We start from the raw sequence: 25,132 nt of genomic DNA on the forward strand, positions 1-25,132 counted from the left end.
GAACAAACGAGAACGAATTCACAAAAATCGGAAATGAACGGGAGCGGCGTCAGGCCGGATGTGCATAAGCATTCTATGCAAAGGACATAAGCGCCGAATCCCGGACCCCAAGAAGGGGAAATTGCGCCACTTCGCGACTCTTGTTATACACACACCCAAGGACGCCGACAGTGCGGCCACGAACAAGAAAACCAATTCGACAGGACGCGACAGTGACGTTCATTTCTTACGCACAGAATTTCGAAGACATACGCCTGTGGCGCGCCCTCAAAAACGTCGAAAACGGCTTCTATATCGATGTCGGGGCAAACGACCCCAGCCATGACTCAGTCACCAGGGCCTTCTACGACAATGGCTGGACAGGCATCAACGTCGAACCGATGCCCAACTACTACGACGCCCTGTGCCTGCAACGCCCCAAAGACACCAACCTGCAATGCGTGGCCGGGGAAAGCGCGGACAACCTGACCTTCTACACCATTGCCGGAACCGGCCTGTCGACCCTCGAGCCGGCCATGGCCAAATTGCACAAAGACGCCGGCATGGACGTGCGCAGCCAAACGGTCACCTCCCGCACCCTGACCTCCATTTGCGAAGAACACGCCCGGGGCCGCGCCATCCACTTCCTGAAAATCGATGTCGAAGGCCATGAGGAAACCGTCCTGCGTGGCATGGACTTCAGCCAATGGCGACCATGGGTCATCCTCATCGAGACCCCGTGGGAACGCAATCAAACTTGGGAAAACCTCGTCACCGACGCCGGCTATCACTCCATCCTGTTCGACGGCATCAATACCTACTACCTCGCCGAAGAACACTTGAACCTCAAGCCTGCCTTCGACATCCCGCCGTGCAACCTGGACGAATTCCAGTTCTGCAAAGGCCACAAGTTCAGCCACCCCGTCGGCGACGCCGAACACCAACTCGCCACCGCCCTGCAACGCGCCGAACAGGCCGAAGCACAGCTGCGCGCGATGCAAAAAAGTCGAACCTGGCAAGCCATTCAGAAACTCAAGAAAACCCTGCTGCGCGCCTGACCTGAGGCTTGGACAAAAATAGTCTGAATTCAGGGGTTTACAGAAGCTATGCAATCGCTATAATCGTCGCCCTGACACGCCGGTATAGCTCAGATGGTAGAGCAACTGACTTGTAATCAGTAGGTCCCGGGTTCGATTCCTGGTGCCGGCACCATATAGAACAACGACTTAGGCTCACCTTACGGTGGGCCTTTTTCGTTTCTGGCTCTAGCCTTCTTCAATTTTCCCCGTTCGTTCCCCGTTTCGTGATCGCATCTTCCTAAGTTATTGAGTCGTCTCAAAAATATTGGGGAGTCGCACAGCGCAGCTCTTTATTGAGTCGCTACGGGAATTTTCGATCCACTAAGATTGGCGGTAACCAAGCCAGAAGCAGACATTCGAATTTGTCCCTGCCCCGCCCTCAACCCACATAGCGTGGAAAATCTTGCTGCTTCCCTGTCTCAACGACGAGAATCAATCCACACAGCCTCCCAATCTCTTTCCTAATTGAGCTTGGACACAATTGAGCGGGGAGTTGGACAAATGAACTGGAAGGAAGGCCTGAGACAATCCGGCGTATTGGCCGCGCTTGGTGCCGCCGTGCTGTTTGGTGCAGGCACGCCGCTGGCGAAATTACTGCTGGACAGTGTAAGTCCTTGGTTGCTGGCGGGCTTGCTTTACCTGGGGTCAGGTCTTGGACTCACGCTATATCGCTTGCTGAGCCGCGCGCCCAGCGTGAGTCTGCCACGCCATGAAGCGCTCTGGTTCGCAGGCGCAATTGCAGCGGGCGGTGTTGCTGGGCCGGTATTGCTGATGGTGGGGTTAACAGGAATGCCCGCATCGGGCGCATCACTGCTACTTAACGCCGAAGGTGTATTTACTGCCTTGCTCGCGTGGTTTGCCTTCAAGGAGAACTTTGACCGACATATTGCCTTGGGCATGGTCGCCATCGTTGCCGGCGCGTTGGTTCTGAGCTGGCCCAGTGAAACGCATTTTGCCGGGCTATGGCCAGCACTCGCAGTCTTGGGCGCATGCTTTGCCCGGGGAATTGATAACAACCTGACTCGCAAGGTGTCGCTGACCGACGCAACTTGGATTGCGTCAGTCAAAGGCTTGGTCGCGGGTTCAGTCAACCTGGTCCTTGCTTTTGTTGTGGGGGCGACGTTACCGCCACTGCCTAACCTTGTGGGAGCCCTGATGTTAGGCTTTCTTGCCTATGGCGTGAGCCTGGCGCTGTTCGTCATAGGCTTGCGTCACCTGGGCACCGCCCGTACGGGCGCTTACTTCTCTGTGGCACCGTTCTTAGGGACATTGCTTGCGGTGGCGATGGGCGATCCCATCACGCTACCGCTGCTAGTCGCCGGATCGCTAATGGCATTGGGCATTTGGTTACACCTCACAGAACGCCATGAACATGAGCATCAGCATCAGCATCAGCATCAGCATCAGCATCAGCATCAGCATCAGCATCAGCATGAGGCCATGGAGCATGAGCACGAGCATGTACACGACGAACACCACCAACATGCGCACGATGAACCCGTCGCGCCTGGTACGAAGCACCAACATTGGCATCGACACGAGCCCATGATCCACAGCCATTCGCACTTCCCCGACGCGCACCACAGGCATAACCATTGAGTGTATAGGTGGCGTGCGAGCCGGGGCGAAAAACAGAAGCGCAACAGATCAATTACGACGCCCTGGGATTCAAAAAGAAGCGTCGGAAAATCCCACTCGAACCGAAGCCCAGAATAGTGCTGGGCTTTTGTATTTCCAGTGGCACCGTTAGACATTTGTTTTATGGCTGCGATGGCAATCCAACACTCAAGATAAATGTCGATTTTTGATCGTTTGCAGCCCCTCGCCATAGACACAAATTAACTACCCCAATCTGTCGAGACTGTTTGTCATGCCATGTGTGACTGATTTCAAAAAACGGGGGAACAGTGGGAATAGCCAATGTTTCCAGGGGCTTGAGCGGGGGAACTTGTACTCCAGTGTTTTTTTGGGGGGGGAACAGAAGCAGCCAGATCGGCGAAAAGATCGACTGAGAAAGGAGCTGATCAGCAAACCTAAATGCCACAGTCTCCGCATTGGTGGGGTGTCGTTTTGAGGAATGACACCCCATTATATTCCCGTTGATCTTGGTCGCGATGAAATGATGGATCACCTTCGCGCTTAAAACACGGGAGCGAGCGCGAGCTATCACCGCTAAAAACTGACGAATACGGGTGAGAGCCGACATGAACCTCATTGATGTTTTGGTCACCGCCAAAACAATGTAAAACTATGGCGGAACTGCTGAGTTCTGGAAGGCGGTGGAGCAAGGCTTTCTGCGTACCCGCTAGTTTATGCACGGACATGAGTAACCAGGGGCATCCTAGTTTGCAATCGAGCCTGAGGGCGTAGCAGCAATCAATGAAAAAGAAAATTCTGATTTATGGGTCGACAGAGTTTGGGGCGGTTGTGCGTGAGTTGGTACGGCACAGCGGTGCGGATTTCGGTGGGTTCGTCGATGACTGGCATGCCGGAGCGGATATTATTGGAACGCTGGCAGACGTTATCCAAAAATGCCGGCCTGAAGAGTATGACTTTGCCCTTGCCATCGGTTACAAGCACCTTGAAGCGAGACAGCGCAAATACCATGAGTTGTTGGCTCACGGCTACAGCCTGCCGCCTCTCATTCACCCTCAAGCTTATGTGAGCGATAGTACAACCATTGGCGATGGCGCAATGATAATGGCACGCGCTGTTCTCGACATCAGGACGCATGTAGGGGACCTGGCTGTCGTATGGCCCGGGGCTGTGATCAATCATGACTCCGTTGTAGACGGAAACACATTTATTTCTCCGAACGCCATCCTCTGCGGGCATTCCCGTATCGGAGTAGATACCTTCATCGGAGCTGGTGCCGTGGTGGTCGACCATACAACTGTGCCGAGTGGCTCCTTCATTAAGGCTGGGTCGGTATTCGTCCTGAAGACGACGAGTAGCTAAATGTCTGGCGCACTAAATTAAATACAAAAAGCACCTCCGGACAGCTTTACCCTCCAATACCATGCCTCATGGAGGCTAAAAAGGGTGACCAAGTTCGGAATGGTGCCGGTCACTTGGGTGGGGGTGCCAGTTCGGAGTTCGGCTACGACGGGGACCTGCTCAACGGCAAGTTATTGCCGTTTCTCAAAGAAAGAAACAGTCCAAGTCTGATTACCCGCTGTGAATGGGAACCCAATGAGTTTCGAGATGCCCAGCGGCATAATGACCGTGGTTACTGCTGCGTTGGTTTTGGTATCAAGTAGGGCACCCGCCCCTACAGCGCAGGTGCGCGTAGTGAGCGGGTTACTTAAGGGTTAGCCAAGTGCTGCAACTAGCACAGCGATAACGCGATCTTGCTGTTCCGGCGTCAACCCGACCCACAGTGGCAATCGGATAAGCCGTTCCGATTGCCGGTCGGTCACGGCCATTGAGCCATGAACCCTGCCATAGCGCCGGCCGGCTGGCGACGAATGCAGTGGCACGTAGTGAAACACTGAGTGAATGCCCGCACTTTTCAGTGCATCGAGTACCACCTGGCGATCAATCTGCGAGTCCAGAAGTATGTAATACATGTGAGCGTTGTGGCTGCAGTAGGCGGGTATGATCGGCCGTCTAAGCAAACCCTTTTTCTCCAGAGAAGCCAGGGCATCATGGTAGTGTTGCCAGCAGACCTGCCGCTGCTCGGTGATACCTGTTGCTTCCTCCAGTTGCGCCCACAGGAATGCCGCGATCAACTCCCCAGGCAGAAATGACGAGCCAACTTCTTGCCAGGTGTACTTGTCTACTTCACCGCGGAAGAAGCTGCTGCGGTCCGTACCTTTTTCGCGAATGATTTCAGCACGTCTTACCAGCGCCGGATCGTTGACCAGTAGCGCGCCCCCTTCGCCGGATATGACGTTCTTTGTTTCATGGAAGCTCAATGCACCAAGGCTGCCCAGACTTCCCAGTGGGCGACCCTTGTAGCTCGCCATGATGCCTTGCGCGGCATCTTCGACGACGTGCAGGTTGTGTCGTTTTGCAATCGTCAGAATGCTGTCCATCTCGCAGGCCACGCCCGCATAGTGCACGGGAACAATAGCTCGGGTGCGCGAGGTGATGGCGGCCTCGATCAAGCGCTCGTCGAGGTTAAGCGTGTCTTCGCGAATATCCACAAACACCGGTACACCGCCACGCAGCACGAAAGCGTTAGCGGTAGAGACAAACGTATAGGACGGCATGATGATTTCATCGCCGGGCTGAATTTCCAGCAGCAAAGCAGCCATCTCCAGCGCTGCGGTGCAAGAATGAGTCAGCAAGGCCTTGTTACAACCACTGGCGTTTTCGAGCCACTGGTGACAGCGCTTGGTGAAAGGCCCGTCGCCCGCCAGCATGTTGCCGAACTTGGCCTCGGCAATGTAATACAGTTCCTTGCCGGTCATGTGAGGACGATTAAACTGAATTTTTTCGCTGGTCATTGCAGTATTCCGTCGGGCGATTAGGGCTTGGTGGCAATCAGCAACAAAGAGCCGCCGATGGGGAAGCGTACACCCATCTTCAGCAGCAGGAGTTCGAATTGCATCACCGTTTGAAGCGTGTAGTTTAGCCAGCGTGGGATATTGAATTCGGTCATGGGGTCATGCTGTTTACTCGTGCGTTTTCGTGATAACCACATCAAGGGTACCAGCAGGCTAACAAACGAGCTGGCATAGCTCACTTGCAGGCCGGCTTGCTGAACTTTGGCTACCAGTTCGGCTCGGCTATAACGACGTACATGACAGGCATACTCGTCGACTTGCGACCAAAGCCAGCGATGTTGTGGAACGGTCAGCACCAGCGATCCGCCAGGGCGGATAGCTCTGGCAAGATTACGCAGTACCGTCTCGTCCTGTTCTATATGTTCAATGACGTCGAATGCGCCAACTACATCATATCGATCAACTTCGTCCAACAGGGTTGCGTCCAGCTGTCTCAGTTGCGCAGCAGGAACCCGTTTACGGGCGTGCTCCAGTCCTTCTTCAAAGTATTCGGAGCCGTACAACTCAATCTTCGGCCAAGTACGGCTGATACCTTCGAGCACATATCCAGTGCCACACCCGATCTCTAGCAGACTATTGAAGGGCTTCACCTTTTTGGTCAAGGCCCAGAGCACTACCCTGTTACGCACCCTGAACCACCAGTGACCTGATTCCGCCTGCGCAAGTTGGCCATAGGACGATGACGGAAATGGCGAACGGTTAGGTGTCATTGAGATGCCTTGAAAACGAAGAATTTAAGGGCGACGAACAGATAGCTAGCGACTACAAAGATGGCCGCGGCCTGTACCCACTGGTGTGAATAACCATAGTGATCTACGAACACGGCGAGCAGACAGAAGTTGATGCCATAACCAATCGCATGAGCCAGGACGAACCGTATTCCTGAGCTCAGCGCCCCTCCCTTATAGGAAAAGGTCAGGCGGCGGTTTCCGACGAAACTGATGAGCGCACCTGCAATATAGAGTGCAGTCATGGTTAGCTTTGGGGTGCTCCCTAGCTCTGTCAGTAACAGGTAAAGGGCATAACCGCAGGCATTACTGAAAAAACCGACCAGCGCATATTTGATCAACTGCGCCACAGGTATCCGACTTTTCAGCCGAGCTGTCAGGCTATTCATTTTGTTCCTTAGCCCAGCAATCGTTGCGCCGTTAGCATGAGCGTTTTTTTTCATGAGCGGCCATAGATGTTCCTGACGATGGTGTAAGGCCGGCGCTTGCTTTCGGAGAATACTTTGGAAAGATAGATGCCGATGATGCCCATGCAAGAAAGAATCAGGCCGCCAAGCAACCAGATCGAAACCATCACGGAGGTAAAGCCTGCCAGGGTGTAAGAGAAGAACATCCAGTTGATCAACAAATAGGCGGAATAGCAGCAGGCAAACGAGAAAATGATTAGACCAATATAGAAAATTGCGACCAGCGGGAGGACGCTGAACGACGTGACGGAGTTCACCACCAGCGACAACTTGCGCCTCAAGGTGTAGGTCGATTGGCTGGTGCTGAGCTTTTGAATCAAGGCAGCCTTTTGTACGAAGCCGGTGATGTGAAACAACCCGGCCATAAAGACCTCTCGTTCTTCATGGCGTAATAGCGCATCGACATAGCGCCGACTCATCAAGCGAGCGGTGACAATGTTGGCGGGGAGTGACAACCCGGACAACCGGTTAATCAACGTCCAGAAGAGCCCACCACTCAAACGCTCGAACCAGCTTCCCTTACGTTGCTCCTGAACTCCATAGACCACGTCACAGTCTTCACTACGCATTTGTTCGGCGAACGTCACTAGACACTCCGGCGGCTCCTCTAGGTCGCTGTCGAGCAGGAATACCTCTTCGCCCTTGGCATGGGCAAGTCCGGTCATCATCGCCTTGTGGTGACCGAAGTTCCTGGATAGGTCGACCAATACGACATGAGTATCAGTTTCTGTCAGGCGAATGGCTCGTCCCAAGCTGTCATCAGGCGAGCCGTCGTTGACCAGGACAATTTCATAGTCATCTCCCACATAGGCCTGCGCAACACTGCTGCAGCGTGAGTAAAACTCTTGGAGGTGGTTTGCGGATTGATACAGGGTGGCGACGATGGACAGTCTCATAGTCTGACATGCTTCATATAAGTTTGAGATCCAGGACCGCAGTTAAAGAGCAAGTCAAGAATGCTGACCCCGTGAACGAATGGGCCCCACAGTTGTGGGTATTCGCGGTAGTCACTGTAGTCGAACCAGTGCAGATCAATGCCTTGCGCCTGGAATTGTTCAGGTTGTAAATAATCCTTGGCTGATGGCCCGGAAAGATAGTCACTGGCACCGGTCTGCCGACACAAATCGACCAGACGCTCGGTCTTGCCATCACCCAGTTGATAATCCCAGGAGCACGATATCTTTGTCTTGATGCCCAGGTAAACGCAGATAGCCTTGATGAGGTCGCTGTTCAATTGGGTGAGATGGCTGTAGGACATTTCCAGGTACAGGGGTCGAAGCCAACTAGCGATTGCATTGAAATGTGCTGCGCGTCGGTAGTTGCTTTCGAGGGTTTTCCAATGCTTCACCTGCCAACCATCGACCAGCGGTACGTCGCGGATGCGCCGACGAATATCCTGTCCCACGGGCACTGTCAGCCATTGCACACCTTGTGGCGTCTTAATCTGGTTGCGGTTGCGCCAGTCATTCTTGGTGAACTGCATGTCGTCGTAGAGGATGAACTCATCGACCGCAGCGATCATGTCGAAATAGCCCTTCCAGGGTATGTAGTTCGACTGGAGAATCGCGACGGTCTTCATGGCTGCTTGACGCTCGCGTCCCAGGCGCCCGGGAAGTAACACCCCTGGCATTTTGCCTGCGCGACCTGCTGGAAATGGAAGGAAATGCAGAACAGCAGCGCCAGTGCCCAGAAACGCAACGCAGCCGGTGAAGGTTTGAACGCGAAAGTCAGAACAATCGCGACGAAAACCGGTGCCATCAGCAAGTAGTCATACAGGTACGGATGAATGGCAACGGCCTGCGGCCACAGCAGGCCGGTCATCACGTATTGCGAAAAAAGCAGGTAGTAGAACATGCTGATGCCGGCCAACGGGGAGGTCTCCGCCAGTGCCGCAACGCCGGCAGGTTCACGCCGTTTGATCATGCGGAAATAGGCCAACTGGGCTACCAGGAACAGGATCGGCACGGCAATTGTCCCAAATGGCCGCGGGAACTGCGGAACAAGTACCGACTTCAGGACATTGGTGAAATACGTGGTGTCGCCATCCAGGCCAGCGCGAAACAGCCAGCTGCTGTTGGACGAGGTGAAACCCAGTGCCTTCGATATCAGTGGGGACGGCAGATAGAAGGCAACGGCCGCAACGAGGGCCACCAATGCCAGACCACACATCCGCCTGTCGAGACCGTCGCTGTGGCATGCCCAAACCAGCAAGGCGACGCCCAGCAACGCCGCCGCGATCGGAGAAAACACGGCAAAAAGCACGATCACTGTCATGACCGCTGCGGACCGCTCCCGATTTTTCCAGATCAAGAACGCAGCCAGCGCCTGGAACGCGAATATCAATGGGAACGTATTGTCGACGTTGAATCTGGCCGAGGAAATCCAGAATCCCGGCATCGACACCATGAATACGACCGATAACAGAATCAGCAGTCCCTGACCGAATGACAGGCGCTTTTCCACCAGACGGGACAGAAAAAAGAACGTAACGCCTGCCAGCGAAATGATGTTCAGGAAAGCCCCTGTCACTCTCATCGGTAATGCCGACACATACATTTCCACTTTATAGAGGGCGTACATGTAGAACAGATAAGCCGTGGAGTGGTTGGAATACGCGATCTTTTTTGCGTAGTCCTCCATCGAATAGAAGACGAGGAAACCGTGCTGCGAAAAAGCGTGTTGCTCCCAGATGGGGAACGTGAAGTTTCTCAGGCGCTCGGGCGCGAGTTCTATCTGGCTTGCCGCTTCCTGGAAGCCCAGTGAGTACACGACGCCGATGGTTATGACGACTGCCAGCAAGTACAAGCAGGAGAAAAGCTTATTATTTTTTATAAAGATCATCTTTTCTAGTATTCGCAATACGCTTGGGATAATTGGTGCCAGTGCGGGAGGCCCAACGCGGCAGTTGCTGCCAAACGAGGTAAATCGGGCAGCGATCGGGAGAATGGTCCGTATATAGGGGATTACGGTCGGACGGCAGCGCAATGATAGTCTAGATCGCTCCTCGTAGAGAACGGCGAATTGATTCATTGTGTTTTTCCAGTCATAACGCTCCCGGGTTCGATTCCTGGTGCTGCACCATACAAAACAAAGCCCTCGTAGCAATACGAGGGCTTTGTTGTTTCTGTCGTCCCAAAAAATCAGGTCTCAGTGACCCGCACTCTGCCCGCCATCCACGTGCAGGATTTCGCCAGTAACAAACTTGGCGCCATCCAGGTACACGACCGCCTGCGCAATATCGTCGATCTCGCCCATGTGCCCGACCGGGTGCAGATTGCCCAGTGCTTCATGGGTTTCTGCGCCGTGCATCGGCGTCTTGATGATGCCGGGGCTCACTGCGTTCACCCGAATCCCGCGTTTGGCGTATTCGATAGCCAGGGATCTGGTCGCCGCGTTCAGGCCGCCTTTGGTCAGCGACGCCAGTACCGATGGCACTCCGTCGATGGCGTGATCCACCAGGCTGGTGGTGATGTTGACGACGTGGCCGCTGCCTTGTTTTTCCATCTCGGCGATGGCGAGCTGGGTGATGTAGAAGAAGCCATTGAGGTTCACCGACAACACGTTGGCATAGTCTTCAGGGGTATAAGCCGTGAACGGTTTTGCGATGAAGATCCCGGCGTTGTTGACCAGCGTATCGATACGACCGAAACGGGCAATGGCTTCGCGGATGACCCGCTGGGCAGTGGCCGGTTCGCCGATGTCGCCGGCGACAGTGAGAATGTCCGGATCGCTGGATGGCTTGATCGAGCGCGACGTGGCGACGATCCGGTAACCGAGTTCACGGAAGGCCTTGACCATGCCGTCGCCGAGACCTTGGGATGCGCCGGTGATAACGATGACTTTTTTCGAATGGCTCATGATGAATACCTCTGACGACAATAATGATTAAAAAGCGACCAATTCACCGACACACGGCTGTCATGACGGCCCCTCACTCTCAGCCAACTGCTTGCGGTACTGGGTGGTGGTGATCCCGGCGTAACCCCAGTTATCGGTGTCGACTTCCTCAATCACGATGTGGGTCAGTTCAGGGCGTTTATTGAGCACGCGCTCCAGGGTTTCGGTGATTTCGGCGATCACCTGAGCCTTCTGCTCAGTGGTAACGCCATCGCGGGTAATGCGTACGCTTACGAAAGGCATGAGGACATCTCCAGTGACCTTCCCGTCGGGATGATGGGAGGTGTTGGAACTCAATGTATGGAGTTAGCAGAGGGGGATAAAGGTGGGGGCCGGAACATCATTAGTTACGCGATGTAATGAGTTATATAAGACTCGCGTTGTGGTCCTGGCATAGGTTTACACCTGCTTCAGTCTCCAAACTGCGGGGGTTGGCGTCAGGTGGTAGTGCGCTAAAGATCAAAAGATCGCAGGCTGCGATTTTTGATTTTTTCTCAAAAAAAAAAGCGCCACCATCGCGGCAGCGCTTTTTCCTGATCAATCCGTTGTCGTTGTTCCTATCCTTCCATTACATCCCACAACGCTTCCAGTTCCGCCTCGCTGAACAATCCAGCAGGGTAGCGCTCGATCATTGTCCGGCGCGGATCAGTCTCACCGATCTGACACGTTTCGTTGGACTTGAACCAGTGCGCCAGACTCTGGAGCGATTCGCTGTTTACCGCCAGGGGATGCATTGCCCGCTCGCTTGCTACATTCACTTCGGCGTTCATACCAGCGCTCTCTCCCGGTTTTTGAGCGGCTAACTTATCCAAGGTTTATGACAGAACATCGAAGTCCTTCCCCTCCCCGTCTTGCACATGCGCAGATACAAGAGCTGTGCCAAGGTCGCTGAAATGTCGCCAGCCGGATAAAAAAAAGCCCGCGATCCTTGAGGACTGCGGGCTTTCGGTATCAGCGATGAAGTCAAAGCCTGACAAACTGATTTTGCAATCAACTCAATATGTTACAACCGCACTCACTCTTTGTGCGGCGCAGGCTGCTGCTGGGTAAGGCAGTGAATATTGCCGCCCCCCAGTAACAGTTCGCGACCCGGCACCATGACCACTTCGTGCTGCGGGAACAGGTTCTGCAAAATTTCTTTTGCGGGAGCATCCTGCGGGTCATCGAAACTCGGGGCAATGATGCCGCCGTTGACGATCAGGAAGTTCACGTAGGAGCCGGCCAGACGAACAGTCGGATTACGCTCCTGAGTACCGTCCACCGGATCGACACCGGCGCATTCTTCCTCGGTTGCAAACAGCGGACCCGGAATCGGCATCTTGTGCACCGTAAATGGGCGGCCTTTGGCGTCGGTGCTGTTTTGCAGCACGTTCATTGCCGCTTGGCAGCGCGGGTAGTTCGGGTCTTGCGGATCATCGGTCCAGGCCAACAGCACTTCACCCGGACGCACGTAGCAGCAGAAGTTATCCACATGACCGTCGGTTTCGTCGTTGAACAACCCGTCTGGCAGCCAGATGACTTTATCCACAGCCAGATTCGCGCTCAGCACCGCTTCGATTTCCCCACGGTTCATGTGCGGGTTGCGATTGTGGTTGAGCAGACACTCTTCGGTGGTGATCAGGGTGCCTTCGCCGTCGACATGAATCGAGCCGCCTTCAAGCACGAAGCCTTCGGTGCAGTAGCGCGGGCTGCGCTCGATTTCGAGGATCTTGCCGCCGACCTGGGAATCACGGTTCCAAGGTGAATACAGACCGCCTTCGAAACCGCCCCAGGAGTTGAAATCCCAGTTCACACCACGGACTTCACCGCTGTTGTTGATGACGAACGTCGGGCCGGTATCCCGGACCCAGGCGTCATCGCTGGACATTTCCACCACGCGGATATTCGGCACGTCCAGGCGGGAACGAGCGTTCTCGTACTGGCCGGCGGAGACTGCCACGGTCACCGGTTCAAAACGCGCAATGGCTTTGGCCACAGCGACATGAGCGGCTTGTGCCGGTTTGCCGCCCAGGCGCCAGTTGTCCGGGCGCTCGGGCCAGATCATCCAGGTCTGGGTTTGGGGTGCCCACTCGGCTGGCATGTAGAAGCCGTCGGCGCGAGGGGTGCTGTTCAAAGTGGTCATGGCAATCAGGACTCCAGGGAACCGTCGAGGGTTTTCAGAGCGCCGTACAGGTCTGGACGACGGTCGCGGAACGAACCCCACGCGCTGCGGATGTGCTCCAGCTCGTCGAGGTCGAAAGTGTGCACCAGAATACCTTCTTCGGTTTTATTGAGCTCCTGAACTTTCTCGCCGAACTGGTTGGCGATGAATGACGAGCCGTAGAAGGTAATGTCGTAGCCGTCCTGCTCTTCGTTGCCGATACGGTTGCTGGCGATCAACGGCATCAGGTTGGCACCGGCATGGCCCTGCTGCACACGCTGCCAGTGGTCCCGTGAGGAAATGGTCTTGTCGTGGGGCTCGCTGCCGATGGCGGTCGGGTAAAACAGGATCTGCGCCCCCAGCAAGGCCATGCTGCGCGCACATTCCGGGAACCACTGGTCCCAGCAGATGCCCACGCCGATCTTCGCGTACCGGGTGTTCCACACTTTGAAGCCGGTATCACCCGGATTGAAATAGTACTTTTCGTGATAGCCAGGGCCGTCGGGGATGTGGCTCTTGCGATAAACCCCCAGGTTGCTGCCGTCGGCATCGATGATCGCGACGCTGTTAAAGCGAGCACGCCCCGCCAACTCGTAGAAGCTGATCGGCAGCACGACTTGCAACTCTTTGGCGACTTTCTGGAAGTGCCTGATGGCAACGTTGTCTTCGACAGTTGTGGCCAGCTGCAGGTAATCCGGATTCGGCTTCTGGCAGAAGTACGGGGCTTCGAACAGTTCCTGGATCAGGATGATTTGCGCGCCTTTGGCTGCGGCCTCACGGACCAGCTTTTCAGCGGTCTCGATGTTGGCTTCAAGGTCCCAGGAACAGGCCATCTGGGTAGCGGCTACGGTAACGTTACGAGTCATGAAACATCTCCGGGGCAAGCGCTGGAATCGAGCTTGGCATCGATCCATTACAGAAATGGGAGCCCCGGGCAGGATCATTCACGCCGTGGGCAACGGCGACTTTATAACCGATTAATATCGACTTTAGAAGCTCATAAAATGCGTTACGTCTTAAACGAAGTATTTATTATCGATAACAATCGGCATTTAATCCGTGTAGGAGCTGTCGCAGGCTGCTCCTACACGGATCGATCAGAGTCCCTCAGCCAGCACCTTCGACAGCATGTCGACAAAGAAATCCACGCTCTGGCGCGAGGTGACCATCGGCGGCTTGATCTTCAGGACATTCAAGAAGTCGCCGGTCGGTTGCATGAAGATCCCCAGTTCACGCAAGCGCTCGCACAGCGCCGTGGTTTCTTCGGTCGCCGGCTCCAGGGTTTCTCGGTTGCGGATCAATTCGACGCCCAGATAGAAACCGGAGCCGTGGACCGCACCCACTAACGGATGAATATCGATCAGTGCTTCCAACCGCTGTTTGAAATGCCCGCCGACGACCTGGGCGTTTTCCCAAAGCTTTTCCTCTTCCATCACATCCAGCACCGCCATGCCGATCTGGCAACTGACCGGACTGCCGCCGGCGGACGAGAAGAAGTAGCCCTCGGCCTCGAGCGCTTCGGCAATTTCCCGGCGGGTAATCACCGCGCCCAACGGCTGGCCGTTACCCATGCCCTTGGCCATGGTGATGATGTCCGGCACCACGCCCTGCTCTTCGAAGCCCCAGAAGAAGTCGCCCATGCGTCCATAACCGACCTGTATTTCGTCAGCGATGCACACACCGCCACGGTCACGCACCAACCCATAGACTTGCTGCAGATAACCCGGTGGCAGCGAGATACCACCGGCATTACCGTACACCGGCTCGCAAATGAAGCCAGCCAGTTGACGATTCTGCCCGGCGATTTTCGCCAGCTTGTGTTCGACGCTGCGCACGTAGTCCGGCGTACTGTCCGGGCCACGGAACTCGCCTCGATAGGTGTTTGGCGCAGTCACCGGATGCACCCAGTCCGGGCGGCTGCTCAAGGCCTTGGGGTTGTCTGCAATAGAGGTCGAGACCGCGTCGGCGCCTACCGTCCAGCCGTGGTAGGCCTCCAGCACGCTGAGCATGTCGCGGCCGCCGCTGTAGGCCCATGCCAGGCGAATCGCCAGGTCGTTGGCCTCGCTGCCGCTATTGACCAGGAACACCCGATCCATGCCGTCCGGTGACAATTTCAGCAGGCGCTCGGAGAACTCGGCCACCGCCGCGTAGTTGAAACGCGAGTTGGTGTTGAGCAGTGACCACTGCCGGCTGGCGACCGCCGCCATGCGCGGATGGCCATGGCCCAATACCGCGACGTTGTTGAGCATGTCGAGATAGGAGCGGCCCTGCATGTCGATCAAATGATTGCGCCAGCCACGCTCGATGCGCGGCGGGTCGACGTAATAGTGTTTTTGCGTGCGGGCGAAACTGGCGTCGCGGCGGGCCAGCAAAGTCGGCCCATCGAGTTCGGGCTCCGCGTCACAGGCCAGCCCCAGCAGCGCTGCCGGCGATGGACACAGCGCTTGCCAGGCTGCCGCACGCGACGGCGCACAGAACAACGGCGCATCGATAGAAGCCCCCCGGCACAACTGCACCAACAGCGGCCCGCTGACAGAACCCAGCACTTGGCCTTTAACCAGCGCCGCGCCGCTGTGCAGCGACGGTGTGACACCCCACAGGCGCAGACTCAGTTGCGGGCCGTCGAGTTGCAACAACCCCGTTGCCGACAAATGCACCACCCCGGCAAACGGCGCTTCGACCGGTGTGCCCTGGGGTACGTGCAACTCAACGTGCAACGGGCAAGTGTCGGGTTCAATGGCGCTGTCCGGCCGGGTCCTGGACAAGCGATATTGCCCGTAGCGACTGGCTGCCAGACCATGCGCCGCTGCCGCTTCGCTCAACAGGCGTTGATCGATGCCTTGCTGCTCCCAGTTACCGGCTTCGAAATGCGGGCTGAGCACGCCCAGGTCAATCAAGGCAAACTCGCGCCCCACCAGATTGGGCAGCAGCGGCGCGAAACCTTCACTGTTGATGACTGGCAGGTTCTCGCCGACCGACGTCAGAATCGCAGCCTCCATCAAAGCCAACGGCACCGAGGTGGCGACGCGGAAGATCTCCCACTCGTGGACCAGATTGTCGCGGCTGTAGGCATTGCCCGGATCGATGCTGACCTGCTGTTCACCGCTGAGCACCAACACCGCCGCCCGGGCCACGATCAACGGCCAGAGCGCCAGCAGTTCTTCACGTTGCAACGGGTTGACCGCGTGATAGGCCTGGATCGCCGGCAGAATGCACAACGGATTGCCTTCGCCGTGATGCAGCAGCGCAGCGCAGGTCACCGACAGATCGGTGATACGCCAGGTACGCACCAGATCGCCGAAATCGATGACCCCCTGCAATTGCCAGTGGCGCTGCGCATCACGTTGCCACACCACGTTGTCATCGGTGATATCCATGTGGATGGCCTGCACCGGCAGCTTGTCTTCCAGCGGCTGCAAATGGCGCTCGGCCTGTTCGGATGCTTCGACAATCAGTCGACGCAAGGTTTCATCCTTGATCACGGGCAACAAATGCGCGATCAGCGCATGGGCGTGGCGAGCGTCCCACTGCAGCGTTCGCACCAGCCCCGGATGATCGAAATCAGCCAGTGCCAGATCCATCTCGCCGCACAACCGACCGAAACCGGCCACCACGGCAGGATTGAAATACTCGAGGCTCGTCAGGGGCTGGCCTTCGATGTAATCGAGCAGGCGCACATGCACCGCATCACCACCAACGTCCAGGGACAGCAGGTCTGCGCCGTTTTTTGCCGGGATCACTCGCGGTACGTGTACATCCGGGTGCTCGCCCAAATGCCTGAGCCCCGCGTGCTGGGCTTGCAACTCCAGCGTCGCATAGTCGCCCCTGCAGATTTTCAGGACGAAATGCCCTTGATCGCTGTCGACGCGATAGTTCAGGTCTTGCTGGCTGCCAAGGGCCTGTAATTTTCCGCTGAGCCCGTAATGTTCCTCCAACAGCTCAAGCGCTTGCTCCGCAGACACCTGCGGGCTGGGCAAACTGGCGCGATGAATCAACGTGGCAAGCGACATACAACGACCCCTGAAATTTCATTAGACGCCTATATCGCCATTGCTTTGGACGATACGCAAGCCCCCGGGAGCCGGTACTGGTCGCTTGTGCCGGCAATTGACTGCACATGTCTCTCGCCCCGGCCGGCACTTTGCGCAAGAATGTGCGCCATCAAAGCCCATTGCCGGAGACAGACCATGAATGTAGTGACCACCGACCTGCCCGGTGTTCTGATCCTTGAACCCAGGGTCTTTGGTGACGAACGTGGTTTCTTCTACGAAAGTTTCAACGCGAAGGCTTTCGAACAAGCCACCGGGGAAAGCATTCAGTTCGTCCAGGACAACCATTCCCGCTCGCAAAAAGGTGTTTTGCGCGGCCTGCACTACCAGCTGGAAAACACCCAAGGCAAACTGGTTCGCGTCACCCACGGCGAAGTACTCGACGTCGCCGTGGACCTTCGTCGCAGCTCGCCGAATTTTGGCAAATGGGTAGCAGTACGCCTGTCTGCCGACAACCATCGCCAACTCTGGGTGCCGGAAGGCTTCGCCCACGGTTTCGTGGTGCTCAGCGAGTCAGCCGAGTTTCTTTATAAAACGACGGATTATTACAACCCGTCCGCCGAGCGCAGCATCCGCTGGGACGACCCGGACCTGGCCATCGACTGGCAGCTTGCGCAGACACCGCAACTATCGGCCAAGGATCAGGCCGCAACGTTCTTCAAGGATGCCGATGTCTTCCCCTGAAGCCGGGCAAAGAACTTCGCGTCGCTTACCGCGCAGACGGTACGCGCAAGCCTAGGCATAATGCGCCTGTACCCACAGGCGCCCGATGCTCATGACTGCGACCCTTCCTCCCAGACCCCGCTGGCGCAGCCTGGCCCTTCTTGCACTGTGCCTGGCACCTCTGCTGTGGCCGCTGGAACATCTCGCCGAGCGCTACTACCGCAGCGAACTGGCCAGCCAGAATCGGCAGACCCTCGATCTCTACGTCGCCAACCTTCTGGGTACCCTGCATCGCTATGAGGTATTACCGCAGATCCTCGGCGATCTGCCGGCCCTGCAGGCCGTCATCGGCGCACCGGACGATGGCGTCACCCAGGGCAATGCCAACCGCCTGCTGAAAAACATCAGCACCCAGACCGGCGCCGAAGTCATGTACCTGATGGACGCCAGCGGCAAAACCCTGGCCGCTTCCAACTGGGACAAGCACGACAGTTTCGTCGGGCGCAATTTTTCGTTCCGGCCGTACTTCAGCGAAGCCATGGCCGGGCGGCTCGGACGCTTTTTCGGCTTGGGCACCACCTCTGCCAAGCGCGGCTATTTCTTTGCTGCAGGCGTGCGTGACGGCGAGAAAATCGTTGGGGTGCTGGTGGTCAAGGTAGACCTCGACCACACCGAAAGCCTCTGGGGCAAAACCCCGGAACAACTGCTGCTGACCGACCACAACGGCGTGGTCATCCTGACGTCGCGGCCTGAGTGGCGGTTCCGTTCGACCCGCGCGCTGAACGAAGAAGAAAGCAAAGCCATTACTGCGATTCAACCTTACCCAACCCGCGATCCCAAGCCGCTCAAGCTCAACCCCAATGCCTGGCTGACCCAGACCCAGCCAATCGCCGAGACCGGCTGGAACGTCAGTATCCTCGCCCCGCGTACGTTGATTGACCGCCCGGTACGCACAGTGGTCGCCGTCGGTGGCGCCACTCTGCTGGTGTTGATGCTGCTCCTGGGCCTGATGATGCAGCGCCGTCGCCATTACCTTGAGCGCATCGCCTTCGAAGCCAAGGCCCGTCGCGAACTGGAGGCCCGGGTCGCCGAGCGCACCAGCGATCTCGAAGGCCTGAACCGGCGCTTGAAACAAGAGGTGCTGGAGCGCGAACAGGCTCAACAGGAACTGGTACGCGCCCAGGATGATCTGGTGCAGGCGGGTAAATTGTCGGCATTGGGGACGATGTCGGCGAGCATCAGCCATGAACTCAATCAGCCGCTGGCGGCGATTCGCAGCTACGCGGAAAACGCCGAGGTACTGCTCGATCACCAACGCACCGATGATGCCCGGGGCAACCTCAAGCTGATCAGCGAATTGACCGGGCGCATGGCTTCGATCATTGCCCACCTGCGCGCCTTCGCCCGGCGCGATCGCCATGCCCCGGAAAGCGTGGCCCTGCAGCCGGCGCTGGACGATGCACTGGCCCTGCTGGCCAAACGTCGGCGCAGTATGGAGGTTGAGCTCATCCGCGATTTGCCCGCCGCCACCCTGTGGGTCGAAGCGGGAGAAACGCGCCTGCGCCAGGTGCTCGGCAATCTGCTGGCCAACGCCCTTGATGCCCTGACGGAAAAAGGCCCGCCACGTAAACTCTGGCTAAGTGCCCAATCCAGCGCCGATGGCGTCAACCTGTACATTCGCGACAATGGCCCGGGTTTCTGCATGGAAGCCCTTGCCCGCGCCAGCGAGCCTTTCTACACCACCAAGACCCGTACACAAGGCCTTGGCCTGGGCCTGGCGATTTGCGAAACCCTGATGCGCGCCTTCGGTGGTGAACTGTCGTTCGCCAACCACAAGGAAGGTGGCGCGTTGATTACTCTCAAGCTGCGCGCTGGTGCACCGGGCGTGAGCCTGCAACCGCCCGAGGACCGAAGTGCATGACCATCGACAACCGTATTCAGGTCGTGTTGATCGACGACGATCCCCATCTGCGCCAGGCGCTGAGCCAGACCCTGGATCTGGCCGGCCTGAAAATCTTGCCGTTGGCCGAAGCCAAGGGCCTGGCCGCGCAACTGGAGCGCGACTGGCCGGGCGTGGTGGTCAGTGACATCCGCATGCCCGGTATGGACGGCCTCGAACTGCTGACCGAGCTGCATGCCCAGGACCCCGACCTGCCGGTGTTGCTGATCACCGGACACGGCGATGTGCCGTTGGCGGTGCAAGCCATGCGCGCCGGAGCCTATGATTTTCTGGAAAAACCCTTCGCCAGCGATGCCCTGCTCGACAGTGTGCGCCGCGCCCTGGCGCTGCGCCGCCTGGTGCTGGATAACCGCAGCTTGCGGCTCGCATTGAGCGATCGCCAGGAGTTGAGCACGCGCCTGGTCGGGCAATCGGCGCCGATGCTGCGCCTGCGCGAACAGATCGGCGCGTTGGCGGCAACCAAGGCCGATGTGCTGATTCTCGGAGAGACCGGCGCCGGTAAAGAAGTAGTGGCGCGGGCCCTGCACGATTTATCCAACCGACGCAACGGGCCGTTCGTGGCGATCAACGCTGGCGCACTGGCCGAATCGGTAGTTGAAAGTGAGCTTTTCGGCCACGAACCCGGCGCATTTACCGGTGCGCAGAAGCGCCGCATCGGCAAGTTCGAATTCGCCAACGGCGGCACGCTGTTCCTGGATGAAATCGAAAGCATGAGCCTCGATGTGCAGGTCAAATTGCTGCGTCTGCTCCAGGAGCGGGTAGTCGAGCGCCTGGGTGGCAACCAACTGATCCCGCTGGACTTGCGTATCATCGCGGCGACCAAGGAAGACCTGCGCCAGGCCGCCGATCAGGGGCGCTTCCGTGCCGACTTGTACTACCGCCTGAATGTCGCGCCCCTGCGAATTCCGCCGCTACGCGAGCGTGGCGAAGATGCGTTGATGATGTTCCAGCATTTCGCCGATGAGGCCAGCACCCGCCACGGCCTGCCGCCCCATGAACTGCAGCCGGGACAGCGCGCCTTGTTACTGCGCCACACCTGGCCCGGTAACGTGCGCGAACTGCAAAACGCCGCCGAACGATTCGCCCTGGGGCTGGAACTGGCCCTGGATAACAACGCGCCCGACGATGCTGTCGGCACTGCGGTCGAAATGATCAGCGGCGGGTTGAGTGAGCAAGTGGAAAACTTCGAAAAAAGCCTGATTGCGGCCGAACTGGCGCGCTTTCACAGCTCCGTGCGCAGCGTCGCCGAAGCCCTGGGCATTCCGCGCAAGACCCTGCATGACAAACTGCGCAAGCATGGCTTGAGTTTCGCCGACAGCGGCACTTCCACCCACGCCGACGAGCACGAATGAGCCACCGTCCAATCCCTCACTTCAAACAAGAGGCCACGCAATGACCCGCGAAAGCCGTCAACTGGAATCGGTTCTTCATCACGACATCCCTCTGACACGGGACATGGGCCTCAAAGTGCTCGACTGGCACGACCAGCAACTGCGCCTGCAGCTGCCGCTGGAAGCCAACGTCAACCACAAGAGCACCATGTTCGGTGGCAGCCTGTATTGCGCTGCGGTGCTGGTCGGCTGGGGCTGGTTGCATTTGCGCCTGAAAGAGGAAGGCATCGAAGACGGGCACATCGTGATTCAGGAAGGGCAGATCAGCTATCCCCTACCCGTGACGAGTGATGCCACAGCCATTTGTCAGGCGCCGAGTGCGGCGGCGTGGAAGAAGTTTCTGACCATGTACCAGCGTTATGGTCGGGCGCGGTTGACGCTGGCTACACGGGTGGTGAATGCGGGGAGTGATGAGTATGCGGTGCTGTTTACCGGGCAATACGTGCTGCACCGCTGATAGGCAATGGTCGCCGTAGGAGCCAGCTTGCTGGCTCCTACGAGTTGGCGAGCGCCAATAGTTTCTCCCGCCACGCGGCCTTCGCCGGCAACGCCAAAAAGAACTCATTCAACAACGACTCCCGCGCCGGGTAACAGAACGGCGCGCCGCTCAAATCCAGCACCTCCCCGCCCGCGCCTTCCAGCACACCTTGCGCCGCCGCCGTGTCCCACTGCGAAGTCGGCGCCAAACGCGGATAACAATCCGCTTCGCCTTCAGCCAACAAACAAAACTTCAGCGAGCTGCCGATATTAGCCAGTTGCAGCTCTCCAAGGCTTGCACTCAACCCCGCCAGCAAACGCTCCTGCTGCTCACTGGAATGGCGGCGGCTGGCAACCACGGTAAACGCCTGGCCGGGTGCCAAGGCATGCCGCACCTGAATAGTTACCGGTGTACCACCTTGATCGCCACGCCACGCACCGAGCCCGGCTCCACCGACATAGAAGCGCCCATTGGTCGGCATCGACACCACGCCGAATACCACTTGGCCGTTTTCGATCAGGGCAATATTGACGGTGAATTCCTCACTGCCAGATATGAACTCCTTGGTGCCATCAAGTGGATCGACCAGCCACCAGCGCTGCCATCCAGCACGCACGCTCTGGGGGATGTTGGCGTCTTCTTCGGACAGCACCGCAATGCTCGGGTCCAGCGCCGTCAAGCCGGCCAGAATCAGATGATGGGCAGCCAGGTCCGCCGCAGTGACAGGCGAGTCATCCGATTTGGCCGTCACCGCTGTACCGGTACGCCAGAACGGCAGGATCGCTTCGCCGGCCTTCAACGCCAGCTCAACCACGGGCGCCATCAACGGGTGAGTGAAAGTCATGGCAGAAACACCCCACGCTGAGTCAGCAGGTCACGGGCCAGATACAGCGCCGCCAAGGCACGGCCCTCGCTGAACTGTGGGTTTTGCGCCAGCGCCGACAGCTCACGCAGACTGACTTTGCTCACGCCCATAGGCTCTGGCTCGTCGCCTTCCAGACGCTCTTCATAGAGGTCCATGGCCAGGACTACCTGAATTTTCTGGCTCATATAGCCGGGCGACAGCGATAGTTCGGTCAAGTGTTCAAGTTGCCGGGCACCGAAGCCTGCCTCTTCCTTGAGCTCACGTTCGGCGGCGGCCAATACGTCTTCACCCGGTTCGATCAGGCCCTTGGGCAAGGACATCTCGTACTCATCCGTACCGGCGCAATATTCCTCGACAAGCACCGCATGATCGGCATCCAGCATTGCCACGATCATGACCGCGCCATACCCGGCACCTTTGCCGACCAATCGCTCATACGTGCGTTCCACGCCATTGGAAAAGCGCAACTTCAGCTCTTCCACACAGAACAATCGACTGGTGGCGACAATTTCGCGGGCGAGTATGGTGGGTTTCTGGCGCATGCAAAGCTCCTTGGCGTGAACGCGCTACTATAACGCGGCTTTCCCTATTGTTTATGTCAGATATCTTTCTACCGTCCGAGACGTTGCCATGCCTTCACTACCCTGGTCCGCTATCGATACCGTTCTGCTGGATATGGACGGCACGCTGCTGGACCTGCATTTCGACAATCACTTCTGGCTGGAACACCTGCCCCAGCGTTACGCCGAGCTGCACGGTATAGACCGGGCCATTGCCGAACAGGAGCTGCAGCCATTGTTCGAACGCAATGCCGGACAGTTGCAGTGGTACTGCCTGGATTTCTGGAGCGCCGAGCTGAAGCTGCCGGTGCGAGAGCTCAAACTGGAAACCGCTCATCTGATCGCTCTGCGTCCTGATGCGGACACCTTTCTGGCGGCGATAAAACAAGCCGGCAAGCGCGTGGTACTGATCACCAACGCGCACCGCGACTCGCTGTCGCTGAAGCTGGAAAAAATCGAGCTGGCGCCGTATTTCGAGCGGTTGATCAGCTCCCACGACTACGGCTTCCCCAAGGAAAATCCGCAGTTCTGGGATGCGCTGCAAGCCGATATCGATTTCGACCCGTCACGTAGTCTGTTTATCGACGACACCTTGCCGATCCTGCGCAGTGCGCGGGACTTTGGTGTGGCGCATTTGTTGGCCGTGAAAGAGCCGGACAGCCGCAAGGGGCCGAAGGACACAGGCGAATTTGCCGCGGTTGAGGATTATCGGGATTTGATTACCGGGCTTTGAGACTGGGGCGCCTGCATCGCGGGCAAGCCACGCTCCCACAGGATTTGTGTCGTGCGATTGATTAGTGAACGACTCAGATGCTGTGGGAGCGTGGCATGGTCCGGGCGGCGTTCCGACGAAGGCCATCACACGGACTTAAGGCCTACTCAGGAATCCTTAACGACTGCCCCGGATAGATCTTGTTCGGGTCCTTGAGCATCGGCTTGTTGGCTTCGAAGATTTTTTGATACTTGTTTGGATCACCATAGACGCGCTTGGAAATGGCACTGAGAGTGTCGCCTTTCTCGACCGTGACGAACTTCGCTGGCGCTGCCACCGGCCCGGTCACAGTGATCTGGTCATCAACACCGCTGATACCCGCCACGTTGCCAAGTGCCAAAAGAATCTTTTCCTTTTCTTCCTGGCTTGAAGCTTCGCCCGTGGCAATGATTTTGTCGCCCTCGACTTTCACCTGGACCTTGGAGGTGTCGATGCCCGTCAAGGCGCTCTGCACATGCTTGGTCAGCGCCTCGCTATTGGCTTCGGCCTTGTCCGGCGTCAGTGCATCGAGGATTTTTTCACCAGCTTCTTTTAGAAAACTGAACAGGCTCATTGTTTGCTCTCCTTGGGTTTGGGTGTCCAGATGAAAAAGCCTAGACCACACCCGTCACTTGCGGACCCAACCCGACCAATGACGCCGCTTCCCCCCGGACGATAGAATCCTCCCCTTCACCCACCCTGGAGCGAAGATGGACATCAAGCAGCTGAAATTCCTCATCGCGCTCGACGAAACCCGCCATTTCGGCCAGGCCGCCGCGCGCTGCCACATCACCCAGCCGACCCTGTCCATGCGCCTGCGCAGCCTCGAAGAAGAACTCGAGTTGCCGTTGGTCAATCGCGGTCAACGTTTCGAGGGCTTCACCGCACCGGGAGAGCGGGTGCTGGCCTGGGCGCGCACCGTGCTGGCGGCCTACGACGGTTTGTACGCTGAAGCGGCGGCCTGTCGCGGAAGTCTGGTCGGGACCTTACGGCTGGGCGTGGTGCCATTGTCGAGTTTCGATCCGTTGCCGCTGCTGCAGCGCCTGCACGGGGAACATCCGAATTTGCGTTTCGAGCTCTCGGCACTGAGTTCCGAACAGATTCTCGAACAGCTGGCGAACAACCGCCTGGACCTCGGTGTGTCTTACCTGGAACGTCTGGATGCCGAACGTTTTGACTCTCTGACTTTCAGCGAAACCCGTATGGGCCTGCTCTACGACCAGCGTTTCTTCACCTTCGGCGAGGCGCCGCTGAGTTGGGAAGCGTTGATCGAACTGCCGCTGGGCATGCTCACCAGTGGCATGCACTTCCGCCAGTCCATCGACCATAACTTCCACAGCCGTGGCCTCACGCCACAGCCGTTGTTGCAAACCGACGCTGTGCATCAATTGCTACAAGCTGTGCACGGCGGCTTGTGTTGCGCCGTGATGCCGCTGGATGGCGGCCTGGAAAGCCTGACTGATCATTTGCGCCTGCAGCCTATCGAAAATGCCCAGACCCTAGGCCGGCTGGGGTTGATCAAGCGTCGCAGTGCGCCACGCTCGGCGCTGGCGGAAGCGTGTTTTGCGATTTATCAGCAATCGCGGCCTTGTTCTTGATCGACGCTATCTATCG

General features: G+C 57.5%; 24 protein-coding genes and 1 tRNA gene. 10 read left to right on the forward strand and 15 right to left on the reverse strand.

Annotated features, from left to right (window positions below; all coding sequences use genetic code 11):
- Window positions 1–212: 212 nt before the first annotated feature.
- The 4 genes from AC07OG_RS04080 (at window position 213) to AC07OG_RS04095 (ending at window position 4,016) form a co-directional block, all read left to right on the forward strand.
- Window positions 213–1,037: an FkbM family methyltransferase gene (locus tag AC07OG_RS04080; RefSeq protein ID WP_495066283.1), complete on the forward strand. Its 825-nt coding sequence runs from the start codon at window positions 213–215 to the stop codon at window positions 1,035–1,037.
- A gap of 78 nt (window positions 1,038–1,115) precedes the next feature.
- Window positions 1,116–1,191, forward strand: a tRNA-Thr gene (locus tag AC07OG_RS04085).
- A gap of 368 nt (window positions 1,192–1,559) precedes the next feature.
- Window positions 1,560–2,657 (forward strand): DMT family transporter, encoded by a 1,098-nt coding sequence (locus tag AC07OG_RS04090; RefSeq protein WP_495066284.1) that lies wholly within the window; start codon window positions 1,560–1,562, stop codon window positions 2,655–2,657.
- Between the two features lie 780 nt (window positions 2,658–3,437).
- The gene (locus AC07OG_RS04095) at window positions 3,438–4,016 is read left to right on the forward strand and encodes a PglD-related sugar-binding protein (protein WP_495066285.1); all 579 of its coding nucleotides are present in this window, start codon (window positions 3,438–3,440) and stop codon (window positions 4,014–4,016) included.
- Window positions 4,017–4,369: 353 nt separating this feature from the next.
- On the opposite strand, the gene rffA is transcribed toward AC07OG_RS04095, so the two are convergent.
- The 12 genes from rffA to AC07OG_RS04155 form a co-directional block, all read right to left on the reverse strand.
- The gene (gene rffA, locus AC07OG_RS04100; protein WP_495066286.1) at window positions 4,370–5,509 is read right to left on the reverse strand and encodes a dTDP-4-amino-4,6-dideoxygalactose transaminase; all 1,140 of its coding nucleotides are present in this window, start codon (window positions 5,507–5,509) and stop codon (window positions 4,370–4,372) included.
- A gap of 20 nt (window positions 5,510–5,529) precedes the next feature.
- Window positions 5,530–6,279: a class I SAM-dependent methyltransferase gene (locus tag AC07OG_RS04105; protein ID WP_495066287.1), complete on the reverse strand. Its 750-nt coding sequence runs from the start codon at window positions 6,277–6,279 to the stop codon at window positions 5,530–5,532.
- Entirely contained in the window at window positions 6,276–6,686 is a 411-nt protein-coding gene (locus AC07OG_RS04110; RefSeq protein ID WP_495066288.1) for a GtrA family protein, read from the reverse strand. The genes AC07OG_RS04105 and AC07OG_RS04110 overlap by 4 nt, the downstream gene beginning before the upstream one ends.
- Before the next feature lie 50 nt (window positions 6,687–6,736).
- On the reverse strand, window positions 6,737–7,660 hold the full coding sequence (locus AC07OG_RS04115) for a glycosyltransferase family 2 protein (protein WP_495066289.1): 924 nt from the start codon (window positions 7,658–7,660) through the stop codon (window positions 6,737–6,739).
- Window positions 7,657–8,343 (reverse strand): WbqC family protein, encoded by a 687-nt coding sequence (locus tag AC07OG_RS04120; RefSeq protein WP_495066290.1) that lies wholly within the window; start codon window positions 8,341–8,343, stop codon window positions 7,657–7,659. The genes AC07OG_RS04115 and AC07OG_RS04120 overlap by 4 nt, the downstream gene beginning before the upstream one ends.
- The gene (locus AC07OG_RS04125; RefSeq protein ID WP_495066291.1) at window positions 8,340–9,794 is read right to left on the reverse strand and encodes a hypothetical protein; all 1,455 of its coding nucleotides are present in this window, start codon (window positions 9,792–9,794) and stop codon (window positions 8,340–8,342) included. The genes AC07OG_RS04120 and AC07OG_RS04125 overlap by 4 nt, the downstream gene beginning before the upstream one ends.
- A gap of 117 nt (window positions 9,795–9,911) precedes the next feature.
- Window positions 9,912–10,622 carry an SDR family NAD(P)-dependent oxidoreductase gene (locus AC07OG_RS04130; protein ID WP_060544034.1) on the reverse strand — a complete coding sequence of 237 codons (711 nt, stop codon included), beginning with the start codon at window positions 10,620–10,622 and terminating at the stop codon, window positions 9,912–9,914.
- A 60-nt stretch (window positions 10,623–10,682) separates the two neighbouring features.
- The gene (locus AC07OG_RS04135; protein WP_218424172.1) at window positions 10,683–10,904 is read right to left on the reverse strand and encodes a tautomerase family protein; all 222 of its coding nucleotides are present in this window, start codon (window positions 10,902–10,904) and stop codon (window positions 10,683–10,685) included.
- Between the two features lie 314 nt (window positions 10,905–11,218).
- Window positions 11,219–11,431, reverse strand: coding sequence for a hypothetical protein (locus AC07OG_RS04140; protein ID WP_060544032.1), 213 nt, complete (start codon window positions 11,429–11,431; stop codon window positions 11,219–11,221).
- A gap of 245 nt (window positions 11,432–11,676) precedes the next feature.
- Complete coding sequence (aguA, locus tag AC07OG_RS04145; RefSeq protein ID WP_495066292.1) at window positions 11,677–12,783, reverse strand: agmatine deiminase; 1,107 nt, start codon at window positions 12,781–12,783, stop codon at window positions 11,677–11,679.
- A 5-nt stretch (window positions 12,784–12,788) separates the two neighbouring features.
- Complete coding sequence (gene aguB / locus AC07OG_RS04150) at window positions 12,789–13,667, reverse strand: N-carbamoylputrescine amidase (protein ID WP_218424170.1); 879 nt, start codon at window positions 13,665–13,667, stop codon at window positions 12,789–12,791.
- 231 nt (window positions 13,668–13,898) lie between these two features.
- Window positions 13,899–16,811, reverse strand: coding sequence for an aminotransferase (locus tag AC07OG_RS04155; RefSeq protein ID WP_495066293.1), 2,913 nt, complete (start codon window positions 16,809–16,811; stop codon window positions 13,899–13,901).
- A gap of 177 nt (window positions 16,812–16,988) precedes the next feature.
- Between AC07OG_RS04155 and rfbC the strand changes: the two genes are divergently transcribed.
- The 4 genes from rfbC to AC07OG_RS04175 all read left to right on the forward strand — a co-directional run bounded on the left by rfbC (window position 16,989) and on the right by AC07OG_RS04175 (window position 21,321).
- On the forward strand, window positions 16,989–17,534 hold the full coding sequence (rfbC, locus tag AC07OG_RS04160; RefSeq protein WP_495066294.1) for a dTDP-4-dehydrorhamnose 3,5-epimerase: 546 nt from the start codon (window positions 16,989–16,991) through the stop codon (window positions 17,532–17,534).
- Window positions 17,535–17,625: 91 nt separating this feature from the next.
- Complete coding sequence (locus AC07OG_RS04165; RefSeq protein WP_495066295.1) at window positions 17,626–19,434, forward strand: sensor histidine kinase; 1,809 nt, start codon at window positions 17,626–17,628, stop codon at window positions 19,432–19,434.
- Window positions 19,431–20,825 (forward strand): sigma-54-dependent transcriptional regulator, encoded by a 1,395-nt coding sequence (locus AC07OG_RS04170; protein ID WP_218424166.1) that lies wholly within the window; start codon window positions 19,431–19,433, stop codon window positions 20,823–20,825. The genes AC07OG_RS04165 and AC07OG_RS04170 overlap by 4 nt, the downstream gene beginning before the upstream one ends.
- 40 nt (window positions 20,826–20,865) lie before the next feature.
- Window positions 20,866–21,321, forward strand: a complete 456-nt coding sequence (locus tag AC07OG_RS04175) for a thioesterase domain-containing protein (protein WP_060544026.1) — start codon at window positions 20,866–20,868, stop codon at window positions 21,319–21,321.
- Window positions 21,322–21,358: 37 nt separating this feature from the next.
- On the opposite strand, the gene cysQ is transcribed toward AC07OG_RS04175, so the two are convergent.
- Together cysQ and nudE are read right to left on the reverse strand one after the other, a co-directional pair.
- Window positions 21,359–22,186 (reverse strand): 3'(2'),5'-bisphosphate nucleotidase CysQ, encoded by an 828-nt coding sequence (cysQ, locus tag AC07OG_RS04180; protein ID WP_060544025.1) that lies wholly within the window; start codon window positions 22,184–22,186, stop codon window positions 21,359–21,361.
- Window positions 22,183–22,749 carry an ADP compounds hydrolase NudE gene (nudE, locus tag AC07OG_RS04185; RefSeq protein ID WP_060544024.1) on the reverse strand — a complete coding sequence of 189 codons (567 nt, stop codon included), beginning with the start codon at window positions 22,747–22,749 and terminating at the stop codon, window positions 22,183–22,185. Before nudE ends, cysQ begins: the two co-directional genes overlap by 4 nt.
- An 88-nt stretch (window positions 22,750–22,837) precedes the next feature.
- Here nudE and yrfG point away from each other — a divergent pair, with 88 nt between their 5' ends.
- A complete protein-coding gene (gene yrfG, locus AC07OG_RS04190; RefSeq protein WP_060544023.1) occupies window positions 22,838–23,500 on the forward strand; it encodes a GMP/IMP nucleotidase in 663 nt (220 codons plus the stop codon).
- Between the two features lie 142 nt (window positions 23,501–23,642).
- On the opposite strand, the gene lysM is transcribed toward yrfG, so the two are convergent.
- Window positions 23,643–24,092: a peptidoglycan-binding protein LysM gene (lysM, locus tag AC07OG_RS04195; protein WP_060544022.1), complete on the reverse strand. Its 450-nt coding sequence runs from the start codon at window positions 24,090–24,092 to the stop codon at window positions 23,643–23,645.
- 136 nt (window positions 24,093–24,228) lie between these two features.
- On the opposite strand from lysM, the gene AC07OG_RS04200 reads away from it, so the two are divergent.
- Window positions 24,229–25,116, forward strand: coding sequence for a LysR family transcriptional regulator (locus AC07OG_RS04200; RefSeq protein WP_495066296.1), 888 nt, complete (start codon window positions 24,229–24,231; stop codon window positions 25,114–25,116).
- Window positions 25,117–25,132: the final 16 nt, after the last annotated feature.

The sequence above is a fragment of the Pseudomonas sp. GW821-FHT09H03 genome (assembly GCF_059415945.1).

Coding starts and splice junctions, on each gene's coding strand:
- AC07OG_RS04090 (WP_495066284.1), top strand. CDS start 1,560: ATGAACTGGAAGGAAGGCCTGAGACAATCCGGCGTATTGGCCGCGCTT.
- AC07OG_RS04095 (WP_495066285.1), top strand. CDS start 3,438: ATGAAAAAGAAAATTCTGATTTATGGGTCGACAGAGTTTGGGGCGGTT.
- rffA (WP_495066286.1), bottom strand. CDS start 5,509: ATGACCAGCGAAAAAATTCAGTTTAATCGTCCTCACATGACCGGCAAG.
- AC07OG_RS04105 (WP_495066287.1), bottom strand. CDS start 6,279: ATGACACCTAACCGTTCGCCATTTCCGTCATCGTCCTATGGCCAACTT.
- AC07OG_RS04110 (WP_495066288.1), bottom strand. CDS start 6,686: ATGAATAGCCTGACAGCTCGGCTGAAAAGTCGGATACCTGTGGCGCAG.
- AC07OG_RS04115 (WP_495066289.1), bottom strand. CDS start 7,660: ATGAGACTGTCCATCGTCGCCACCCTGTATCAATCCGCAAACCACCTC.
- AC07OG_RS04120 (WP_495066290.1), bottom strand. CDS start 8,343: ATGAAGACCGTCGCGATTCTCCAGTCGAACTACATACCCTGGAAGGGC.
- AC07OG_RS04125 (WP_495066291.1), bottom strand. CDS start 9,794: ATGAATCAATTCGCCGTTCTCTACGAGGAGCGATCTAGACTATCATTG.
- AC07OG_RS04130 (WP_060544034.1), bottom strand. CDS start 10,622: ATGAGCCATTCGAAAAAAGTCATCGTTATCACCGGCGCATCCCAAGGT.
- AC07OG_RS04135 (WP_218424172.1), bottom strand. CDS start 10,904: ATGCCTTTCGTAAGCGTACGCATTACCCGCGATGGCGTTACCACTGAG.
- AC07OG_RS04140 (WP_060544032.1), bottom strand. CDS start 11,431: ATGAACGCCGAAGTGAATGTAGCAAGCGAGCGGGCAATGCATCCCCTG.
- aguA (WP_495066292.1), bottom strand. CDS start 12,783: ATGACCACTTTGAACAGCACCCCTCGCGCCGACGGCTTCTACATGCCA.
- aguB (WP_218424170.1), bottom strand. CDS start 13,667: ATGACTCGTAACGTTACCGTAGCCGCTACCCAGATGGCCTGTTCCTGG.
- AC07OG_RS04155 (WP_495066293.1), bottom strand. CDS start 16,811: ATGTCGCTTGCCACGTTGATTCATCGCGCCAGTTTGCCCAGCCCGCAG.
- rfbC (WP_495066294.1), top strand. CDS start 16,989: ATGAATGTAGTGACCACCGACCTGCCCGGTGTTCTGATCCTTGAACCC.
- AC07OG_RS04165 (WP_495066295.1), top strand. CDS start 17,626: ATGACTGCGACCCTTCCTCCCAGACCCCGCTGGCGCAGCCTGGCCCTT.
- AC07OG_RS04170 (WP_218424166.1), top strand. CDS start 19,431: ATGACCATCGACAACCGTATTCAGGTCGTGTTGATCGACGACGATCCC.
- AC07OG_RS04175 (WP_060544026.1), top strand. CDS start 20,866: ATGACCCGCGAAAGCCGTCAACTGGAATCGGTTCTTCATCACGACATC.
- cysQ (WP_060544025.1), bottom strand. CDS start 22,186: ATGACTTTCACTCACCCGTTGATGGCGCCCGTGGTTGAGCTGGCGTTG.
- nudE (WP_060544024.1), bottom strand. CDS start 22,749: ATGCGCCAGAAACCCACCATACTCGCCCGCGAAATTGTCGCCACCAGT.
- yrfG (WP_060544023.1), top strand. CDS start 22,838: ATGCCTTCACTACCCTGGTCCGCTATCGATACCGTTCTGCTGGATATG.
- lysM (WP_060544022.1), bottom strand. CDS start 24,092: ATGAGCCTGTTCAGTTTTCTAAAAGAAGCTGGTGAAAAAATCCTCGAT.
- AC07OG_RS04200 (WP_495066296.1), top strand. CDS start 24,229: ATGGACATCAAGCAGCTGAAATTCCTCATCGCGCTCGACGAAACCCGC.